The 18349-nt window shown below is 63.3% G+C and carries 20 protein-coding genes; 8 read left to right on the plus strand and 12 right to left on the minus strand.

From position 1 onward, the window contains the following. Positions 1 to 94: 94 nt before the first annotated feature. The 5 genes from JOD97_RS12540 to JOD97_RS12560 all read right to left on the minus strand — a co-directional run bounded on the left by JOD97_RS12540 (position 95) and on the right by JOD97_RS12560 (position 2909). Complete coding sequence (locus JOD97_RS12540) at positions 95 to 478, minus strand: hypothetical protein (protein WP_229264421.1); 384 nt, start codon at positions 476 to 478, stop codon at positions 95 to 97. Positions 479 to 496: 18 nt separating this feature from the next. Continuing rightward, a complete protein-coding gene (locus JOD97_RS12545; RefSeq protein WP_209717856.1) occupies positions 497 to 835 on the minus strand; it encodes a hypothetical protein in 339 nt (112 codons plus the stop codon). A 132-nt stretch (positions 836 to 967) separates the two neighbouring features. Further along, positions 968 to 1459, minus strand: a complete 492-nt coding sequence (locus tag JOD97_RS12550; RefSeq protein ID WP_209717859.1) for a type VI secretion system tube protein Hcp — start codon at positions 1457 to 1459, stop codon at positions 968 to 970. A 349-nt stretch (positions 1460 to 1808) separates the two neighbouring features. Beyond that, positions 1809 to 2000: a hypothetical protein gene (locus JOD97_RS12555; RefSeq protein WP_209717861.1), complete on the minus strand. Its 192-nt coding sequence runs from the start codon at positions 1998 to 2000 to the stop codon at positions 1809 to 1811. Positions 2001 to 2012: 12 nt separating this feature from the next. Further along, positions 2013 to 2909, minus strand: coding sequence for an SPFH domain-containing protein (locus JOD97_RS12560; protein WP_209717863.1), 897 nt, complete (start codon positions 2907 to 2909; stop codon positions 2013 to 2015). Positions 2910 to 3030: 121 nt separating this feature from the next. Here JOD97_RS12560 and JOD97_RS12565 point away from each other — a divergent pair, with 121 nt between their 5' ends. The 3 genes from JOD97_RS12565 to JOD97_RS12575 all read left to right on the plus strand — a co-directional run bounded on the left by JOD97_RS12565 (position 3031) and on the right by JOD97_RS12575 (position 4528). Beyond that, on the plus strand, positions 3031 to 3390 hold the full coding sequence (locus JOD97_RS12565; RefSeq protein ID WP_209717865.1) for a DUF2946 family protein: 360 nt from the start codon (positions 3031 to 3033) through the stop codon (positions 3388 to 3390). An 83-nt stretch (positions 3391 to 3473) separates the two neighbouring features. After that, on the plus strand, positions 3474 to 4094 hold the full coding sequence (locus JOD97_RS12570; protein WP_209717867.1) for an SCO family protein: 621 nt from the start codon (positions 3474 to 3476) through the stop codon (positions 4092 to 4094). Next, positions 4091 to 4528: a copper chaperone PCu(A)C gene (locus JOD97_RS12575; protein WP_209717869.1), complete on the plus strand. Its 438-nt coding sequence runs from the start codon at positions 4091 to 4093 to the stop codon at positions 4526 to 4528. The genes JOD97_RS12570 and JOD97_RS12575 overlap by 4 nt, the downstream gene beginning before the upstream one ends. On the opposite strand, the gene JOD97_RS12580 is transcribed toward JOD97_RS12575, so the two are convergent. Next, positions 4503 to 5063: a hypothetical protein gene (locus JOD97_RS12580; protein WP_209717872.1), complete on the minus strand. Its 561-nt coding sequence runs from the start codon at positions 5061 to 5063 to the stop codon at positions 4503 to 4505. The genes JOD97_RS12575 and JOD97_RS12580 overlap by 26 nt on opposite strands. A gap of 270 nt (positions 5064 to 5333) precedes the next feature. Here JOD97_RS12580 and JOD97_RS12585 point away from each other — a divergent pair, with 270 nt between their 5' ends. Further along, a complete protein-coding gene (locus tag JOD97_RS12585; RefSeq protein WP_209717875.1) occupies positions 5334 to 6686 on the plus strand; it encodes an MFS transporter in 1353 nt (450 codons plus the stop codon). A gap of 187 nt (positions 6687 to 6873) precedes the next feature. Here JOD97_RS12585 and JOD97_RS12590 read toward each other — a convergent pair whose 3' ends face one another. From JOD97_RS12590 to JOD97_RS12600, 3 genes are all read right to left on the minus strand, one after another. Further along, entirely contained in the window at positions 6874 to 8037 is a 1164-nt protein-coding gene (locus JOD97_RS12590; protein WP_209717877.1) for a DUF1624 domain-containing protein, read from the minus strand. A gap of 21 nt (positions 8038 to 8058) precedes the next feature. Continuing rightward, positions 8059 to 10149 carry a TonB-dependent siderophore receptor gene (locus tag JOD97_RS12595; RefSeq protein WP_308937239.1) on the minus strand — a complete coding sequence of 697 codons (2091 nt, stop codon included), beginning with the start codon at positions 10147 to 10149 and terminating at the stop codon, positions 8059 to 8061. A 117-nt stretch (positions 10150 to 10266) separates the two neighbouring features. Continuing rightward, positions 10267 to 10821, minus strand: coding sequence for a thymidine kinase (locus JOD97_RS12600; protein ID WP_209717883.1), 555 nt, complete (start codon positions 10819 to 10821; stop codon positions 10267 to 10269). 163 nt (positions 10822 to 10984) lie between these two features. Here JOD97_RS12600 and JOD97_RS12605 point away from each other — a divergent pair, with 163 nt between their 5' ends. The 3 genes from JOD97_RS12605 to JOD97_RS12615 are packed head-to-tail and all read left to right on the plus strand — an operon-like array spanning position 10985 to position 13925. Next, on the plus strand, positions 10985 to 12352 hold the full coding sequence (locus tag JOD97_RS12605; protein ID WP_209717886.1) for a cystathionine beta-synthase: 1368 nt from the start codon (positions 10985 to 10987) through the stop codon (positions 12350 to 12352). Beyond that, on the plus strand, positions 12349 to 13518 hold the full coding sequence (locus JOD97_RS12610) for a PLP-dependent aspartate aminotransferase family protein (protein WP_229264423.1): 1170 nt from the start codon (positions 12349 to 12351) through the stop codon (positions 13516 to 13518). The genes JOD97_RS12605 and JOD97_RS12610 overlap by 4 nt, the downstream gene beginning before the upstream one ends. A gap of 41 nt (positions 13519 to 13559) precedes the next feature. After that, a complete protein-coding gene (locus JOD97_RS12615; protein ID WP_209717889.1) occupies positions 13560 to 13925 on the plus strand; it encodes an HNH endonuclease in 366 nt (121 codons plus the stop codon). Between the two features lie 156 nt (positions 13926 to 14081). On the opposite strand, the gene JOD97_RS12620 is transcribed toward JOD97_RS12615, so the two are convergent. Together JOD97_RS12620 and JOD97_RS12625 are read right to left on the minus strand one after the other, a co-directional pair. Continuing rightward, positions 14082 to 16313: a penicillin acylase family protein gene (locus tag JOD97_RS12620; RefSeq protein ID WP_229264424.1), complete on the minus strand. Its 2232-nt coding sequence runs from the start codon at positions 16311 to 16313 to the stop codon at positions 14082 to 14084. A gap of 37 nt (positions 16314 to 16350) precedes the next feature. Continuing rightward, a complete protein-coding gene (locus JOD97_RS12625) occupies positions 16351 to 17187 on the minus strand; it encodes a hypothetical protein (protein ID WP_209717893.1) in 837 nt (278 codons plus the stop codon). 284 nt (positions 17188 to 17471) lie between these two features. On the opposite strand from JOD97_RS12625, the gene JOD97_RS12630 reads away from it, so the two are divergent. Beyond that, positions 17472 to 17756 carry a hypothetical protein gene (locus JOD97_RS12630; protein ID WP_209717896.1) on the plus strand — a complete coding sequence of 95 codons (285 nt, stop codon included), beginning with the start codon at positions 17472 to 17474 and terminating at the stop codon, positions 17754 to 17756. A gap of 51 nt (positions 17757 to 17807) precedes the next feature. Here the strand turns inward: JOD97_RS12630 and JOD97_RS12635 are convergent, their stop codons facing one another. After that, complete coding sequence (locus tag JOD97_RS12635) at positions 17808 to 18302, minus strand: SgcJ/EcaC family oxidoreductase (RefSeq protein ID WP_209717899.1); 495 nt, start codon at positions 18300 to 18302, stop codon at positions 17808 to 17810. Positions 18303 to 18349: the final 47 nt, after the last annotated feature.

Consider the following 18349-nt stretch of genomic DNA (forward strand, 5'->3'; position numbering starts at 1 on the left):
AGCGTAATCCGCCAATGCATGCGCCGCCAACGGCTCAAAGATGGCGGATTACGGCGTGCCGCCTAATCCGCCCTACGTGGTTTAGATGAACGCTTCAGCAAGTGGAACCAGGGATGCTCTTGCCGGTGGCGAGATTGAGTCCAAAACGGCAGGTGTACGGCGACGATGGCGCATCCAAGTCGTAAGTGCATTCCACGTCGCCCTTCTCCCTGATCCGCAGGCGGGACGAAGCGCCGCAGGCTTGCTTCAGGTCGGGACCAATGACCTCGAACATCTCCCGCGCCATCTGTCCTTCCACCATAAACGCCATCTTGCTATCCCGTCGCGTCGGCGGCTGCTTCTCGTCCAGGTCGTTTGAATAAATCAGGTAGTTGCCCTTGTATGATGTGTACCTGCCATCCCAAGGCTTTCCGGTGCCGGCATATGCCAACAAAAACAGCGAAGATGCCACCACAAAAATTGCAAGATGCTTTTTCATGCCGCCCTCCTACGCAAATTAGTTGAATTGGACGTGGAAATGATTGTCATGCTTCTTTAGCGGAAACACGACGGGGATCTTGGTGTCATTGAAAAAGATCTTCAACTGGCCAGGCATATTGAAGCGAAACAGATTGATCAGCTTGGAGGTCGCGTCCCGGTCATAGGCATCCTCTAGATAAGTAACTGGAACATGGCGCCCGTCTTTCCGGATCGGACGGATATCCACCTCCAGTCCAGTCAAATGGGACGCATGATCGAACTTGACGCCATCGGCCAAGCTAATGTTTCCGACACCGAATTTGCGATTCTCGGTAGCAGCCCATCTTCGTTCCACTGCCAGGATGAGGGTAATCATACGGGATTGGCGTACTGAGCAGCGCCGTCGCCCGGCGTGCCATAGACGTAATATCCCGCGTCCTCTGGGGCTTGCGGGAGAACGAAGTATCCGCGTGAATCCTTGGGTTGGGTTTCAAGCATGATAGGCGTCCTACGCAATCCGGTTGGTGGATAGATCCCAGCCGCCGGAGGTGTTACCACCAGCTCCGCCGCCGATTTTCTGTTGACTGTATTTCCACCTGATCTTGGAATATTTCAATCCAATGGAATCATGCAAGATATCGCCGCCATGCACCACTTGGCTGATATTACCAATTAACACATTCTCGAGCTCTACCTCATAGTATTTCACACGCTCCCCTTGTCCATCGGCGCGCATGAATTCCAGTCGAGCTTTGGGAATAGTTCGACCTGATGAACAGGTCTGCATCAGAATTGGCGAGGACAAATCCGCAAGTTTGGTTATGGAAACGCTCTCGTGCTCACACCTCTCAGCCGTGTGCCCACCACCGGTCGACGCTGTAGCGCTTTTAGGCTGAGTAACACCCCACTGGGCAGATGTAAGCTCGATCCATCCCATGTGGGCAGAGTCGGTCGATTCGCCCTTGATGCCGTCGATTTGCAGGTATACGTCGATCGCCATGATATCTCCAAAAAAGTTGAGGGAATACCCGAGCAAGTGTTGGCGTATCCGACCGAGAGACGTTGGGTTTGATCAAGCAAATGCGGTTTCAGACACCATCGTTTGAAGAGTATCAACTGGTGCAAACTGATAAGGCCGCCGTCGTGCAAGGTGTAGCGGCTTTTTTCGGGCATGCCGACGATAATGCCGCCAACGCCAGCATCCACCGGAATCACGTAGGGCGGATTAGCGCAGCGTAATCCGCCAATGCATGCACCGCCAGCGGCTCAAAGATGGCGGATTACGGCGTGCCGCCTAATCCGCCCTACGTGGTTACGTGGTTACGTGGTTACGTGGTTTGGATGAACGCTTAATCCTCCCCGCCGTCGCCCTTGCCGCCGCCGTCCTTGATCTTGACACCGCGCCGCGCCAAACCCTCCCTCAGCAGGAATTCTATTTCCGCGTTCACGCTGCGCAAGTCGCGCGCGGCCAGCCGCTGCAGCTCGTCCCACAGCGCCGGGTCGATCCGCAACGGATAGGCTTTTTTACCAGGACTCGCCATGCTCTTCGGCCGCTAGTTGTAAAGGGTGCCCGTGTTGACGATCGGCTGGGTTTCCTTGTCCGAACACAGCACCACCAGCAAGTTGCTGACCATCGCGGCCTTGCGCTCGTCGTCCAGCTCGACGATGCCACGCTCCGACAGCCCCTTCAACGCCGACTCCACCATGCTGACGGCGCCGTGCACGATCTTGGCGCGGGCGCTGATGATCGCCTCGGCCTGCTGACGCCGCAGCATGACCTGGGCGATCTCGGAAGCATATGCCAGATGGGTCAGCTTCGCGTCGACCGCCTCCACGCCGGCCGCCTCGAAGCGCGCCTGCAACTCGCATTTGAGGGCGTCGGCCACCACGTCCATGCCGCCGCGCAGCGTGGTTTCGCCCTCGGGCAGATCTTCCCCCTCGTCGTAGGCGTATTGCGACGCCAGATGGCGCAGCGCGGCCTCGGCCTGGATCGACACATAACGCTCGAAATCGTCGACCTCAAACACGGCCTGGGCGGTGTCGCGCACGCGCCAGACCACCGCCGCGCTGATCTCCACCGGGTTGCCGCGCTTGTCGTTGACCTTCAGCGTGGGCGCGTTGAAATTTCGCGCCCGCAACGACAAGCGCCGCTTGACGTAAAACGGGAGCGCCCAGCGCAGGCCTTCGCTGCGGTCGGTGCCGATGTACCTGCCGAACAAGGTGAGGATCGCGCTTTCGTTCGGTTGCAGCATGTACAGCCCCATCAGGCAAAGCATGCCGACCAGCCCCAATACCAGCCCGAACACGAGGCGGGAAAGCGCGCCGCCATCGTCCAGCCCCATCTTAACGACGTACGCGGCGCCCAGCAGCAGGACCAGGCCGGCAACGGCGCCCAGATAGCCATTCGTGGAAGAAAACGCCATTTCGCGGCGGGTGTGTGCAGCATTCATGCTCGATTGCTCCTTAGGTGAACGACATCAAAGTGATATCACTTTAGGATCACCTTAAGTTCTTGTCAAGCAAATTCGGCGCGATAAAAAACCGCCGGGGGTTTTCCTCTATAATTGCCGCATGGGTAACTTCTTCCAACACCGGCGCCGCACCAGCCTGATCGTCTGCATGGCGATCCTGCTGAACCTGCTGACGCCGGCGCTCGGCCAGGCGATGTCGAGCCTGCTGCGCGACCCGCTGGCGCTCGACATTTGCAGCGCCACCCCGGCCAAGCGCGACCAGGACATGCCGCACGCCGGCATGAAGCATTGCCCCTTCTGCGCCACCCACGCGACGCCCACCGCGCCGCCGCCCTGCGCTCCGGCCCGCGTCGTGCGGCTCGATGGCCACGACGCCTATCCCTCGTTCGACTACCTGTCGCCGTCGCCGCTGGCCGCCTGGTCGGGCAGCAGGCCGCGCGGCCCGCCGGCGCTGTCCTGACCTTCGCCCGCACCGCGCCGTGCCACGCTCCCCAACGGGAGCGGCCCGCGCGCGACCGCTGTTTCACCACTGTCAGGATATTTATGCAACGACGTTACTTCATCTCGACGCTGGCGGCCTCGCTCGCCCTGCTGCCCGCCGCGGCCAGCATGGCGGCGCCGGCCTACAACGGCATCGACGTCACCGGCTCCGCCATCGGGCCGGACTACCAGCTGTTTTACGCCGACGGCAAACCGGCCTCGCTGCGCGACTTCAAAGGCAAATATGTGCTGCTGTTCTTCGGCTTTACGCAATGCCCGGACGTCTGTCCGACGGCGCTGTCGCGCGCCGTGGAAATCAAGCGCCTGCTGGGCGCCGACGGCAACAAGCTGCAAATCGTCTTCGCCACCGTCGACCCGGAGCGCGACACCGGCCCCCTGTTGGCCGAATACATGCGCGCCTTCGACCCGACCTTCGTCAGTGTGCGCGGCAACGCCGCCCAGACCGCCAAGGCCGCCGCCGACTTCAAAGTCTTTTATCGCAAGGTCCCCAGCGGCGGCTCGTACACGATGGACCACACCGCCATCACCTATGTGTTCGACGCCGACGGCAAGATCCGGCTCGCCTTCAAACACGACCAAACCGCCCAGCAATGCGCCGACGATCTGCGTAAACTGATGGCACCACCACGCCCAACCGGCTTTCTGAAAGGATTATTCCAATGAAAAAACTGCTCCCCCTGCTGCTGCTCGCCGCCCTGCCCGCCCTGGCCCAAGTGACCGTGGCCGAACCGTGGGTGCGCGCCACCGTCGCCGCGCAAAAGGCCACCGGCGCCTTCATGACCTTGACCTCGGCGCAAGGCGCCAAGCTGGTCGGCGTCAGCTCGCCGGCCGCCGGCACGGTCGAGGTGCACGAGATGAAAATGGTCGACGATGTGATGCGCATGCGCCAGATCAACGCGCTGGAACTGCCGGCCGGCAAACCGGTCGCGCTCAGTCCCGGCGGCTACCACCTGATGTTGCTGGAGTTGAAGCAACCGTTGAAGGAAGGCGCCACCGTGCCGCTGACCCTGGAGATCGAGGACGCGCGCAAGGTGCGCAGCAAGATCGTGGTGGACGCGCCGGTCAAGCCGCTCAATGCGGCAGCCATGCACCACTAGTCAAACCCATGACGCCGGCCGCCCACCAGCCGGCGCAAACGATGGGCAGATAAGGCCAGGACCGCAGCGAGATTTTCCAGTCGACGGTGGACGGCCAGAAGGCCAGGAACTGCGGCGCCACGGCGAACGCCAGCGCCACGTCGAGCCACTGGAACTGCAGTCCGCCGCGGGTGCGCCACCACGCCACCACAAACGGCAGCAGCACCACCACAAACGGCGCCAGCGCGGAAGGCGCCGCGTTGTACCAGCGCACCCGCGTCAGGCGCACCGATCCCAACTCCCATCCCTGCCCGACGCGGCGCGGTATCACCGTGAAGGCGGCGGGCCGGGCGCCGGTCAGCTTGGCCGCGACGAAATGCGCCAGCTCGTGGCAGATCGTGCCGGCCAGGGTGAAAAGGAAAAAGAAGGGATGCCGCGCCGACAGGGCTCGGATCAGCAGCGCCAGCAACACGGACGGCACCAGGTAAACCAGCAGGTCGCGATGGTGGCACAGCCAGGCCGGCGCAAGGACGCTACATTCAAACAGGCTGCTCATGGCGCATCGTCGCACGGTGGCTATCGCGCGTCAATTCCGCGTGCATCCCGCTGCCGGGCGGCTGCGGCCAAGCTCTCGGCCAGAATGTCATCCATACGTCATCGTACAACTAAAATCAACAGTGGAAAACGTTTAACCTGTTGATTTATTTGAACTTAGCCGCATCCGATACAGATGGGCATAACCGCCATACATTTTTCAGATATCCGGTTGTATGATGTCTGATATCTGCGCTATGATCTGCGCACACAACATCAGTAAGGAGATCGCATGACCACGCAGCAAGCACCAGCCACGCGGGTACGCTGGCTTATTCTGGCCATTCTGTTTGCAGTGACCACCATCAACTACGCCGACCGCGCCACCATCGCCATCGCCGGTCCCGAGATCAAGAAGCTGCTGGGGCTGTCACCCGTGCAGATGGGCTTTGTGTTCTCCGCGTTCGCCTGGTCCTACGTGCTGGCGCAGTTGCCGGGCGGCTGGCTGCTGGACCGCTTCGGCACCAAGATCACCTATTTCTTCAGCATCTTCCTGTGGTCGCTGTTCACCATGTTGATGGGCACGGTCGGCTTCCTGACCGGCGCCGCCGCCCTGACCGCCCTGTTCTGCCTGCGGCTGGCGGTCGGCGCGGCCGAAGCGCCCTCCTTCCCCGGCAACAGCCGGCTGGCCTCGTCGTGGTTCCCGACGGCCGAACGCGGCACGGCGGCGGCCATCTTCAACTCGGCCCAATACTTCGCCACGGTGCTGTTCGGTCCGTTGATGGGCTGGCTGGTGCACAGCTACGGCTGGCAGAGCGTGTTCTACGTCATGGGCGGGCTGGGCATCGTGATGTCGATGATCTGGATGAAAATGGTGTACGGCCCCAAGGACCACCCGCGCATCAACGCGGCCGAGCTGGCCTATATCGACGCCGGCGGCGCGCTGATCGACCTGGAAAGCAAAGACAAGGCGGTCGCCACCACCAAGCTCGACACCGGCTCGGCGATCCGCCAGCTGCTGGGCAACCGCATGCTGCTGGGCGTCTACATCGGCCAGTACTGCATCAACACGCTGACCTACTTCTTCCTGACGTGGTTCCCGGTGTATCTGGTTACCGAGCGCCACATGACGATTTTGAAGGCCGGCTTCGTCGCCGCGCTGCCGGCGGTGGCCGGCTTCCTCGGCGGCGTGCTGGGCGGCGTGATCTCGGACCGCCTGATCAAGCGCGGCTTCTCGCTGTCGGTGGCGCGCAAGACGCCGATCGTCTGCGGCCTGCTGCTGGCGATGTCCATGATCATTTGCAACTACGTTGAAACCGACTGGCTGGTCATCACGGTGATGTCGCTGGCGTTCTTCGGCAAGGGCGTCGGCGCGCTGGGCTGGGCGGTGGTGGCGGACACGTCGCCGAAGGAAGCGGGCGGCCTGAGCGGCGCCTTGTTCAACACCTTCGGCAACACGGCCGGCATCACGACGCCGATCGTGATCGGCTACATCCTGCAGGAGACCGGTTCGTTCGCCGGCGCGCTGGTCTTCGTGGGCGCCAACGCCGCCGTCGCCATCCTGTGCTATGTGCTGATGGTGGGCGAGATCAAGCGTTTCGAGTTCAAAACGCCGGTGGTCACCAAGCTGCCGCTGGCCGCGTGATCCAGGGGCCATCTAAACCACGTAGGGCGGATTAGCGAAGCGTAATCCGCCATGCATGCTCAGTCGGCGGCTCATAAATGGCGGATTACGCGCTGCGCGCTCAAGGCCTACCGCAGGTAGGCCGCTTCATCGATGGCCCCCCCGGGGCGGATTAGCGGGCCTCGCCCGCTAATCCGCCCCACGTGTATCAGAAGTACTTCACCCACGCCATCGTGGTGCGGCGCTTGAATTGGCCGAACGCCTTGCACGGCCAGTACATCAGCGGTATCAGCGCCGCCGACATCAGCCAGACCATCCAGTAACTGTCAAACTCGTAACGCTCGCCGTAATTGGCGCCCAACAGCGCCAGCGCCGCCTCCTGCAGCAACAGCAGCGTGAACAAGTGCAGCAGATAGTAAAACATCGGCGCGCCGCCAAACACGGCGGCCACGCGCAGCAAGCCGATGTCGCGCCCCTCCAGCCAGGCCAGCACCAGGCATCCACCACCCACCGTGACTAGCAGGAACGCCAGCGACGGCGGATACTTGGTCACGTTCAGAAACGACATCACCGTCAGCAGCGCCGTCTCGCCGGGAACCCAGTCGAGCGTCTCGCCATAGATGTTCAAGCCGCGCAGCACCAGCAGCAGCGCCAACGACACGCCGCCGGCGATCAGCAGCGTCTCGCGTCGGCGCGCCGGCGGCACCGATCCGGCGTACCACGGCCCCGCCACATAGCCGAGCAAAATCACGCCTATCCACGGCAGCAGCGGGTAGCTCACCTTGATTTTCAACGCCCCCTCGGCCACCAGGAAACCCCGGTCGTGCAGGATCGTCCAGGGGACGTAACCCCAGCTACCCGGCTCGAACGAGATCGGCGTCAGCAGGTTGTGCCCGCACACGATGATCAATCCCATCGCCACCAGCACCTTGCGCGGCAGGCGATGCAGCAGCGCCAGCGCGATCATCGACAAGCCGATCGCCCAAATCACCTGCAGGTAGATCGTCGGCGGCGGAAAGCGTCCGCTCCAGGCCAAATTGATCACAAAGATTTCAAGCACCACCAGGAACAGTCCCCGCTTCAACAGGAAGCCGGTGGCCGGGCGCGCGCCGCCGGCCGGATGCGCGTACAGCCAGGCCGATAAGCCAGTCAGGAACACGAAGATTGGCGCGCAGAAGTGCGCCGCGAATCGGCCGAAGAACAAGGCCGGATCGATCGTGGCGATATCGAGCGGATCAGGCACCGGCCAGCGCAGGAAAAACCGTTCGCGCACGTGGTCGAGCATCATCACCATCATCACCAGGCCGCGCATCACGTCGATCGAGGCCACGCGCGCGCCGGGCGGCGGCGACGCACTTGCATTCACACTCATAAGGCTCACTTAAACTTGGACTTAGAATTGATACCGCGCTTTCAACGTGACGCGGCGCTCCTCGCCCGCCGCCACCCAGGTTTGCTGGTAGGAGCTCGGGTAGTACGTTTTGTCGAACAGGTTGTCGATGTCCAGCGACAGCCGCAGCTTGCTGGTCGGCGAATAGGACGATACCAGTTTTGCCGTCGTATAGGATGGAAGCCGGAAGGTGCTGCTGATCGCCACGTCGCCATTGCGCTCGCCAACGTAATTGAGGCCGCCGCCGAGCGAGGCGCGCGCGCCGCCCACTGTCAGCTCGCGCACCAGCAGCAGGTTGGCGCTTTGCTTGGGCACATTCGGCAGCGCGCCGCCGACCGCCAGCACGTTATCGCGCAGGACTTCGGCATCGGTGTAGGCGTAGGAGAACGATAGCCGCAGCCCGCGCGCCAGCTCTCCCGACACATCCACTTCCACGCCCTTGCTTCCCACCTCGCCGGCGGCCAGCGAGAAGTTGGTGTCCAGCGGGTTCAGGGTCAGCACGTTCTTCTTCCTGATCGAATACAGCGTCAACGTGCTGCTTAACTTACCGTCAGCGCTGTCGAACTTGATGCCTGTTTCGTAGGCGCGGCTGCTCTCGGCGGGGAACGATTCGTTGTTGATGCCGATGCCGCTGTTCGGCCGGAACGATTTGCCCGCCGACGCATACAGCGACACCTGCCGGTTCGGCTGGTACACCAGGCCGACGCGCGGGCTGGTGGCGTCCAGCGTCTGACGATTTTGCAGCCCGTTGCGGTTGGCGTTGGTGATGGTCTGGCGGTAGGCGTCGCGCCGCACGCCCAGCAGCGCCTTCCACTGCGCGTTCAGGTCGATCTGGTCCTGCGCGTAGAACGCCGTCGACCACTGCTGCTCCCGGGTGTTGATCGACGGCCCGAGCGTGGTCGGCGCCGCGCCGCCGTAGACCGGCTGGTAGATGTCGATCGCGTAAGGGGCCGCCGCATTGGGGTTCTTGCGCAATTGGAGCCGGTCGTCGACAAAGCGATAACCATCGACGCCGAACAGCACATTGTGGCGCACCGCGCCGGTGCTCAACTTCCCGAGAAGCTCGACCCGGCCCGACCAGTCCTGCGCCGAGAAATCCCGGTAGCGGCGCTGGCGCCACAGCGTGCGGCCGTCCGCCTGCAATGCCGAGGCCTCGGTCGAGAAGCCCTTCATCGAGCTGCTACGGTAGGCCAGCCCGCTTTGCAGCGACCAGCCATCCTTGAAGTCGTGCTGCACGAAGACCTGGTGCCCGGTCGATTTCACGGTGACCGGGCCGTCGGCCGCCTCGCCAAGAAAGCGCGAGTTCGGAATCAATCCCAGCACGCCCTTGACCGCGACCACGCCGCGATCGAAATAGGCCTGCTGCTCGAACTGCTCCAGTTCATAGGACACCGTGGTGTCGTCTGTCACGCGCCAGATCACCGACGGCGAGACCATATGGCGCTTCGACGACAGCGTGTCGCGGAAGCTGTCGCCCTTTTCATAAGCCGCGTTCAAACGGTAGGCGACGGTCTCGCTCAAAGGCCCGGTCAGGTCGGCCGCCGTGCGGTAGGTTTGATGGCTGCCGACCGATTGCTCCAGCGCGTACGACGGCTGGAACAGGGGCTTCCTGGTGGCGATGTTGACGATGCCGCCCGGCTCCCCGCGTCCATACAGCGCCGCCGCCGGGCCTTTCAGGATCTCGATGCTGTCGACGTTGGCGCCGTCGCGCAAGCCGTTGTATCCGCGGCTGGAACTGAAGCCGTTGACCAGGAAGTCGGAGCCGTAATTGGGATCGCCGGTGAAGCCGCGCACCGCGTAGCTGTCCCACACGCCGCCGAAATTGTTCTGCCGCGAGATGCCGCTGCCCAGGTCCAGCGCGTCGGCGAAGCGGCTCACGCCGGCGTCGCGCAGCATGTCGGCGGTGAGCACGCGCGCGCTTTGCGGCAGATCCCTCAGGTCCGTTTCGGTCTTGGTGGCGGCGGTCGCCGACAGGCTGCGGTAAGGCTGGCGAACGCCGGTGACCTCGACCACGGCCGGTTCGTCGTCACTAGCGAACGCGTACAGGGGGAAAGCGGCGGCCAGGCAGATCGCCAGGCGGGAATGACGCACCATCAGCATAGAAACTCCAAAGTAAATTCTTAACGCAATAGACTTGCATTATACATCTCGATGCAATTCAGTTGCATTAAAAAAGCGCGGGAGGCTGGCGATGCGGCGATGCCGGGTCGACTATTCCGAATAAAAGCAGCGGCCGCAGGCCTGGCGGTAGCTCTCGTTGCCGCCGATGCTGATCTGCTCGCCCTCTTTCATGCGCTTGCCGTTCTGGTCGACGCGGATGTTCATCGTCGCCTTCTTGCCGCAGCTGCAGATGTTCTTGAGCTCTTCGATATCGTCGGCCAGCGCCAGCAGATAGGCCGAGCCGGGAAAAGGCTGGCCACGGAAATCGGTGCGCAGGCCGTAGCTGATGACGGGGATGCCGCGCACCTGCGCCAGCTGGTGCAATTGCTGCACTTGCGCGGTCGACAGGAACTGCGCCTCGTCGATCAGCAGGCAGGCGATTTTTTTGTCGATTGCGAGCAGGAAGTCGGTGTCGGCGTCGAACACCTCGGTCTGGCGCTGCGGTCCCAGGCGCGACGTCACCTGCCCCACGCCGTAGCGGTTGTCGATGGCGGCGGTGAACAGGCGCACCTGCTGGCCCTGCTCTTCGTAATTATGCGCCACTTGCAACATGGCGGTGGACTTGCCCGCGTTCATCGCGGAGTATCGGAAATAGAGTTTTGCCACTGCAACCTTCAAAATAATGCTGTCTGAAGTGCGGGATTATAAACCGTGGCCATGTCAGTAGCTCGCCCATTGCTTGCGTCGCCGCATAGCCCCTTCATCTACGAGACGCCCACATCGGCGGAAAAAAGCGCATACTTGCAAGAAAAGCAGCAAAGGAGACCCTATGCGCACCCCCGCACTATTTACTCTGATTGGCAACACGCCACTGGTCGAGATTACCCGTCTCGACACCGGCCCTTGCCAACTGTTCCTCAAACTGGAATCGCAAAACCCCGGCGGCTCGATCAAGGACCGCATCGGCATGTCGATGATCGAGGCGGCGGAGGCCGACGGCCGCCTCCAACCCGGCGGCACCATCATCGAGGCCACCGCCGGCAACACCGGCCTCGGTCTGGCGCTGGTCGGACGGCTCAAGGGCTACCGCGTGCTGCTGGTCGTGCCGGACAAGATGTCGACCGAAAAAGTGCTGCACCTGAAGGCCCTCGGCGCCGAGGTGCGCACCACCCGCTCCGACGTCGGCAAGGGCCATCCCGAGTACTACCAGGACTTCGCCGCGCGGCTGGCCGCCGAAACCCCGGGTGCCTGGTTCGCCGACCAGTTCAACAACCCGGCCAATCCGCTGGCGCACGAAACCACCACCGGGCCGGAGATCTGGGAGCAAACCGGCCATGACCTCGACGCCATCGTCGTCGGCGTCGGCTCGTCCGGCACGCTGACGGGACTGACGCGCTACTTCCGCCGCGTCGCGCCGCAGGTCGAATTCGTGCTGGCCGACCCGCAAGGCTCGATCCTGACCGAATACATCGAGACCGGCCGCGTCTCCGACACCAGCGGCTCGTGGGCGGTCGAGGGCATCGGCGAGGACTTCATCCCCGCCATCGCCGACATGACCGGCGTGCGCAAGGCCTACACCATCACCGACCAGCAAAGCTTCGACAGCGCGCGCACGCTGCTGCGCGAGGAAGGCATCCCGGGCGGCTCGTCGACCGGCACGCTGCTGGCCGCCGCGCTCAAATACTGCCGCGAGCAGACCACGCCCAAACGGGTGGTCAGCTTCGTCTGCGACACCGGCACCCGCTACCTGTCGAAGGTCTACAACGACGGCTGGATGCAGGACCAGGGCCTGCTGCGGCGCCCGCAGGAGCGCGACCTGCGCGACCTGATCGGACGCCGCTACGACGCCGGCCAGGTGGTCAGCGTCTCGCCCGAGGACTCGCTGCTGATCGCCTTCAACCGCATGCGCGCGGCCGACCTGGCGCAGCTGCCGGTGATCTCGGCCGGCCGGCTGGTGGGCATCATCGACGAATCGGACCTGCTGCTGACGGTCGACACGCAACCGGAACGCTTCGCCAACCCGGTCGGCGCGACGATGACGCGCCGTCTCGAGACCCTGCATCCATCGGCCGACCTGCACGCGCTGCGCGCCGTGCTCGATCGCGGCCTGACCGCCGTGGTGGCCGACGGCGACATCTTCTATGGCCTGATCACCCGCTTCGACTTGCTCAACCATCTCCGAAGGACACTATCTTGAACAAAAAAGCCGCTCTCTCCACGCGCGTGATCCATGCCGGCCAGTCGCCCGATCCGTCGACCGGCGCCATCATGCCGCCGATTTACGCCACCTCCACCTACGTGCAGGAGAGCCCCGGCGTGCACAAGGGCCTGGACTACGGCCGCTCGCACAATCCCACCCGCTGGGCGCTGGAGCGCTGCGTCGCCGACCTCGAAGGCGGCGCCCAGGCCTTCGCCTTCGCCTCCGGCCTGGCGGCGATAGCGACGGTGCTCGAGCTGGCCGACGCCGGCTCGCACATCATCGCCGGCGACGACATGTACGGCGGCACCTACCGCCTGTTCGAGCGGGTGCGCCGCCGCAGCGCCGGCCACGATTTCACCTATGTCGACCTGACCAACCCGGAAAACCTGCTGGCCGCGCTCAAGCCGGAGACCAAAATGGTGTGGGTCGAGACGCCGACCAATCCGATGCTCAAGCTGGCCGACCTGCAAGCCATCGCCGCCATCTGCCGCGAGCGCGGCATCATCGCCGTGGCCGACAACACCTTCGCCAGCCCGATGGTCCAGCGCCCGCTGGAACACGGCTTCGACATCGTGGTGCATTCGGCAACCAAGTACCTCAACGGCCATTCGGACGTCATCGGCGGCATCGCCATCGTCGGCGGCGAGGCGCACCAGCAGCCGTGGCGCGAGCAATTAGGATTTTTGCAAAACTCCGTCGGCGCCATCGCCGGCCCGTTCGACAGCTTCCTGATCCTGCGCGGGGTCAAAACGCTGGCGATCCGCATGGAACGCCACTGCCGCGGCGCGCTGGAGCTGGCGCGCTGGATGGAGCAGCAGCCGGAAATCCGCCGCGTCTATTATCCGGGGCTCGAATCGCACCCGCAGCACGCGCTGGCCAAGCGTCAGATGGACGGCTTTGGCGGCATCATCTCGATCGATTTGAACACCGACCTGGCCGGGGCGCGGCGCTTCCTCGAACATTGCCAGGTGTTCGCGCTGGCCGAAAGCCTGGGCGGCGTCGAAAGCCTGATCGAGCATCCGGCCCTGATGACCCACGCGACGATCCCGCCGGCGCAGCGCGCGGTGTTGGGAATTGGCGACGGCCTGATACGGCTGTCGGTGGGAATCGAAGATATAGAGGATTTAAGGGCCGATATTCGCGGTTCGCTCGACGCGATTTAGGTGCTAGTATCCGCAACGTGAACAATCATGCTTGAAACCAGATGGAATTCGTCATCATCCTCGTCGGCGTCGTCATCATCGCCTGCGCCTACTCGATAGGCGTGGCCAGCGCCAAGCCCATACCCGGCAGCGACTTTTACAAAGTCTCGCGGGATGGCCGCGTGCTGGTCGCCGGCGGCGCCAAGGTCAACGTGCTGCGTCCGACGATCTATCCGGAGGGCTTGAAGGTGAAGCTGCGCGGCGGGGCCAGAGTCGGCGAGTTCTGGGTGCACCACCTGGTGGCCGAAACCTACCTGCCCAATCCCGAGGGACTGACCGGCGTGCGCCACCTGGACGGCAACGTGCGCAACAACACCATCGCCAACCTGGAATGGGTCCGGCAGGAACAAACTGTGGATGCCCAGTAACAACAACTCCGGGGTCAGGTCCACCATTTCTACACGAACCCGGCTGTAGCCCCGTAATTTAGCGTAAAGCGGCCCGCGACAGGGACCGCCGCAAGCCGTTTATTCGCCTGCGGCCCAGGCCGTGTAGAAATGGTGGACCTGACCCCGGAGTGTTTTTTACTCGCCGGGATGGTAGCGGCGCTCCAGGTTGTTTTCGACGTCCGCCCTGTAGAACAATACCTGCTTCATCTCGCCGCGCGCGTACATCTCCGCCTGGTCGGCGAAGTGCGGCGAGGCCGGATCGCCACTCTGCCCGCCGGCCAGCACGCTGCGCGCGCTGATGCGCGGCCCGAACTCCACCGCCGCCACGAAGCTGTTGCCACGCTCGCCGTAGATCCTCTTCGTGGTCTGCTTCGACGTCATGCCGTAGGCCGCCAGCGAGCCCCAGTTGGCCGACGCGAACGCCACCGGCAAACTCGGTTTGCTGTCGTCGAACGGCTGCACGATGTCGCCGGTCAGGCGCTGGAAACGATTGATCTCGCCCCACGGCGTTTGCCATGTGCCGAAATCGGCGGTCAGCCTGGCCGACGCGCGCTCGAGCGCCTCCAACCGCTGGCGCGGCGTCAGCGCCGCCTGGATGTAGTCGAGCACCAGCACCTCCTTGGCCTTGGCCTCCGGCCCGTACGTGGCCGCCAGGTCCTGCGCCCAGTAGATCGCCAGCGAGGTCGGCGTCGACGCCAGCGCGTAGCGCATGTCCCAGCCGCGCAACGCGGCGATCTGCGGCGCCAGCGCCGCCTTGAGCGCATCGTCCGCGGGCAGCGCGTCGTAGGCGGCGAAGAGCTGCGGCAACAGCGGCTCGAACGCCGGCAGCTGCGTGTCGTAGGCAGCGTCGAGCAAACTGGCGATGGTGAAGTCTTTTTTGTCTTCCAGCACGCGCACCGCATGGATGCCGCGCGGGTTCTCCGGATTCATCGACATGTAGGCAGGATAGTCGCTGGCCTTCGGGCTATAAGGGCCGGCCGCCGTGTAAGGCCAGTTGTTGGTGTTCTGTATCCAGCCGTTCTTGGGGTTGAACAGCGAGATGGTCTCCTTGACCGTGTGCAGCCCGTGCCACTCGGTGGCCGGATCGCTGCCGTCGACCGGATGCTTCCAGTCGAATTTCGGATCGCGCCTCGGAACGAAATTCCCGTGGAAGTAGGCGATATTGCCGTCGGCGTCGGCGTAGACCGTGTTGTTGGACGAATTGGTGCGCAGCTCCATCGACTTGTAGAAGTCCCTGTAGTTGCGCGCCTTGGTGCGGATGAAGGACTGCGTGAGCGCCTTCAGCGGCTCGTTCATCAGGCGCACCGCGATCCACTTGCCGTCCCTGGCCCGCACGATCGGGCCATGATGGCTGTAATAGACCTTGACCACCTTGCTGGCCATGCCGTCGCCGGCCTTGTAGGGCAGCGTGATATCGACCGCCTTCAACGGCCGCTGCCCGGCGCCGTACTGGTAGAAGAAGCGGCCATCCTTTTCGACGATGGTCTCCATGTACTCGTCGATCACGTCGCCGCCGCCGGACGTGTGCATCCAGCCCAAGCGATCGTTGAAACCCTGGTAGACGAAGAACTGCCCCCAGGTGACGGCGCCGTAGGCATTCAATCCCTGCCGGCTTTGGACCTGCACTTCGGGACGGAAGTAGAACGACGTGTGCGGATTAATCAGCAGCAGCGCGCGGCCGTTTTTGGTCAGCGCGGGCGCGATGGCGAAGCCGTTCGATCCGCCCGGCTCCTTATCCAGGTCGCTGCCCCGCTCCGCCGGCGCCGACGACAGCAGCACCGGCGGCGCCAGCGGATAGCGGGCGCCCTTGGCATACAAGGCTTCGAGCTGCTTCAAGTCGATGGTCTCGATGTCGCCGCCGATGCTGCCTTCGCTGAAGCTGAGCGCCATCCACGGCTCGAAGCGCGTGATCAACGCCGGCTTGACGTCCGGATGGGTGGCCAGGTAGTAGTTCAAGCCGTCGGCGAAAGCCACCATCAGCTTCTTCAGCCACGCGGGGCTTTGCCGGTACTGCGCCTGCAATTCGGCTGGATCGATGAACAGCTTCATGCGCAGGTCGCGATACAGCTCGGCCTCGCCCTCCACTTCGGCCAGCCGGCCCATGGCGTTGATGTAATTGCGTTCGACGCGGCGGAAATCGTCCTCCGCCTGCGCGTACATCAAGCCGAACACCGCGTCGGCGTCGGTCTTGCCATAGACATGGGGGATGCCCCATTTGTCGCGCAGGATGGTGACCCGCGCCGCCGACGCCTTCCACCGCTTGGCCTCCGCCGCCGGGTCCTTGTACGGCGACGCCGGGGCCTGTGCCGCCGCCGCGCCCATCGAAACAAAACACATCAACGGCAGCAGGGAACGCATACTTGGCATGAACGGGACTCCGGGCGGGGGCAAGGGCAAAACAACGTCAGCTGGCGTCGACCAGCTCCGAGATACGCAACTGCAGGGCCGTGATTTCCGCCCGCAGCGCCGCGTTCTTCTCCTTGAGCGACGCGTTCTCGGCGCGCAGCTCCTCCACCTCGGTCAGCGGACGGCCGTAGTCGCCGCCCTCCTTCGCTTCCTTCGGCTCCTTGGCCGGACGCGAGGCGGCGCGCAGCTCGCGCACTTCCTTGGCCGCCTTCTGCAGCTCCTTCTTGCCGCCGGCGACCGCCGCCACCTGGTCCGCTTCGGGCAGCGAGGCCACGGTGGCGGCGGCGTTGATCGAGATCGTGCCCGAGCGGACCGCCTCGACCAGTTCCGGCGTCGCCGTCTTCTGGATCTTTTCGATCTGGCTGATGGTGGCGCTGCTCAAACGGGCGGCGCGGGCGATGTCCTCGCGCGACGCCAGCGGCATGGCGGCCGGCCGGGGCTTGGCCGCGTCGCCTTCCGGCGGCGCGATCAGCGCGTCCTCGGCGGCCGCTTCGGCCATCAGATCGGCCACGCGGGCGGCGACGATCTCCTTCTTGCGCAGCGCCAGAACGCCGCGCTGGTAGTCGGAGATGCTGCGCCGGCCCAGATTGTTATCGATCATCCACAGCTTGACGTCGTCCAGGTTGCGGAAGCTGGTGTTCTCCGTGACCTTGAACGGAATGCCGTGCTGCTGGCATATTTGATAACGGTTATGGCCGTCGACCAGCACGTCCTCCCACAACACCAGCGCGTCGCGGCAGCCTTCGACCAGGATGCTGCGTTCCAACGCCTGATACTCGCTCTCGGTGAGCGGTTCGATGTAAGCGCGCAGCACTTCATTAATTTTGATTTGCATATCTATCCTCGGAATACCGGCGGGCGGGGGCCACTGCACCCCGCCAAATCGCCGTCCGACATGCTACACCATCCGGCGACGCCGCCAAAGCCCGGGCTTTTGTCATGAAACTAAGTTAATCTTAAGTTTTCCTCACTATCATCCATCCCAGTCAAATGCTTTCTCCGCTAATTGACCAAAAGCCCCGACAAGTTTGCTGCTTGTTCGGGGCTTTGCTTTGTCAAAAAGATGGGCCGCGGCCCGTTTTTTATGCCATGATCCCTCACCAATTTTGAGGAACTGACATGGTCAATTACATCATTCGCGTCGGCTTCGACGAACCGGACGCCGAAACCTACCACCGCCTGGCCGTCGAACTGGCCAAATACAATATCGCCGGCGCCATCAAGGCCGACGACGGCAAGGGCTTCCACCTGCCGCCGGGCGAATTTTGCTACAGCGGCGTGGAACCGATCAACGAGGTGCGCGACGCCATCCACCGCTTCGCCCAGACCATCAAATCCGGTTCGTCGGTGCTGGTGACCGAAGCGACCACCGTGTCGTGGAGCGGACTCAAACCGGTCGAATGACAAAAAGCCACCCGCAACCCCGGGTGGCTTTTTTCACAACAGCCGGCAGGCTTACTTGGCGGCGATCTCCGGCATCGCCGACGAGTGGTGGTTGAGGATCTTCCACTCGCCGCCAACCTTCTGATACACATAGGTGTAGCGCGCCTGCACATCCTGCGGCTGGCCGTTCTGCGTCACGCGGAAGGTGTAGACGCCGGTGTCGAGCGCGGAATCGGCGCCGAGCATGTGGATGTAACGATAGTTGATCGTTCCCTGCGGCTTGAGCTTCAAGAACTTATCGAAATAGTCCTTGATCGCGGCCGGGTTGGAGCGCACTTCGTTCGACACGGTCGGTTCCAGCACCGCGTTCGGGGCATAAAGGCTGGCGACCTTGGTCGAGTCGCCGGTCGCCAGCGCGGCGTTCCACTTGACGAACAGGCCGGCGATCTCCGCTTCCTGCGCGTTGGTCGGCACCGCCGCCACGCCATGATAGAACTTCGGCGCGCCATCGGCGTAAGCCATGGTGGTCGCAGCTGCCAGTGCCAGGGAAATCAGAATCTTTTTCATCGTATGCTCCATTCGTTGTTGAGGAAGTTTGGCGGACTCTCTTGCTC

It is taken from the genome of Duganella sp. 1411, from assembly GCF_017833525.1.
Taxonomy (GTDB): domain Bacteria; phylum Pseudomonadota; class Gammaproteobacteria; order Burkholderiales; family Burkholderiaceae_D; genus Rugamonas.

Bases quoted from the DNA above. Each gene is read 5' to 3' on its own strand.
- JOD97_RS12540 (WP_229264421.1), bottom strand. From the start codon at position 478: ATGAAAAAGCATCTTGCAATTTTTGTGGTGGCATCTTCGCTGTTTTTG.
- JOD97_RS12545 (WP_209717856.1), bottom strand. From the start codon at position 835: ATGATTACCCTCATCCTGGCAGTGGAACGAAGATGGGCTGCTACCGAG.
- JOD97_RS12550 (WP_209717859.1), bottom strand. From the start codon at position 1,459: ATGGCGATCGACGTATACCTGCAAATCGACGGCATCAAGGGCGAATCG.
- JOD97_RS12555 (WP_209717861.1), bottom strand. From the start codon at position 2,000: ATGGCGAGTCCTGGTAAAAAAGCCTATCCGTTGCGGATCGACCCGGCG.
- JOD97_RS12560 (WP_209717863.1), bottom strand. From the start codon at position 2,909: ATGAATGCTGCACACACCCGCCGCGAAATGGCGTTTTCTTCCACGAAT.
- JOD97_RS12565 (WP_209717865.1), top strand. From the start codon at position 3,031: ATGGGTAACTTCTTCCAACACCGGCGCCGCACCAGCCTGATCGTCTGC.
- JOD97_RS12570 (WP_209717867.1), top strand. From the start codon at position 3,474: ATGCAACGACGTTACTTCATCTCGACGCTGGCGGCCTCGCTCGCCCTG.
- JOD97_RS12575 (WP_209717869.1), top strand. From the start codon at position 4,091: ATGAAAAAACTGCTCCCCCTGCTGCTGCTCGCCGCCCTGCCCGCCCTG.
- JOD97_RS12580 (WP_209717872.1), bottom strand. From the start codon at position 5,063: ATGAGCAGCCTGTTTGAATGTAGCGTCCTTGCGCCGGCCTGGCTGTGC.
- JOD97_RS12585 (WP_209717875.1), top strand. From the start codon at position 5,334: ATGACCACGCAGCAAGCACCAGCCACGCGGGTACGCTGGCTTATTCTG.
- JOD97_RS12590 (WP_209717877.1), bottom strand. From the start codon at position 8,037: ATGAGTGTGAATGCAAGTGCGTCGCCGCCGCCCGGCGCGCGCGTGGCC.
- JOD97_RS12595 (WP_308937239.1), bottom strand. From the start codon at position 10,149: ATGGTGCGTCATTCCCGCCTGGCGATCTGCCTGGCCGCCGCTTTCCCC.
- JOD97_RS12605 (WP_209717886.1), top strand. From the start codon at position 10,985: ATGCGCACCCCCGCACTATTTACTCTGATTGGCAACACGCCACTGGTC.
- JOD97_RS12615 (WP_209717889.1), top strand. From the start codon at position 13,560: ATGGAATTCGTCATCATCCTCGTCGGCGTCGTCATCATCGCCTGCGCC.
- JOD97_RS12620 (WP_229264424.1), bottom strand. From the start codon at position 16,313: ATGCCAAGTATGCGTTCCCTGCTGCCGTTGATGTGTTTTGTTTCGATG.
- JOD97_RS12625 (WP_209717893.1), bottom strand. From the start codon at position 17,187: ATGCAAATCAAAATTAATGAAGTGCTGCGCGCTTACATCGAACCGCTC.
- JOD97_RS12630 (WP_209717896.1), top strand. From the start codon at position 17,472: ATGGTCAATTACATCATTCGCGTCGGCTTCGACGAACCGGACGCCGAA.
- JOD97_RS12635 (WP_209717899.1), bottom strand. From the start codon at position 18,302: ATGAAAAAGATTCTGATTTCCCTGGCACTGGCAGCTGCGACCACCATG.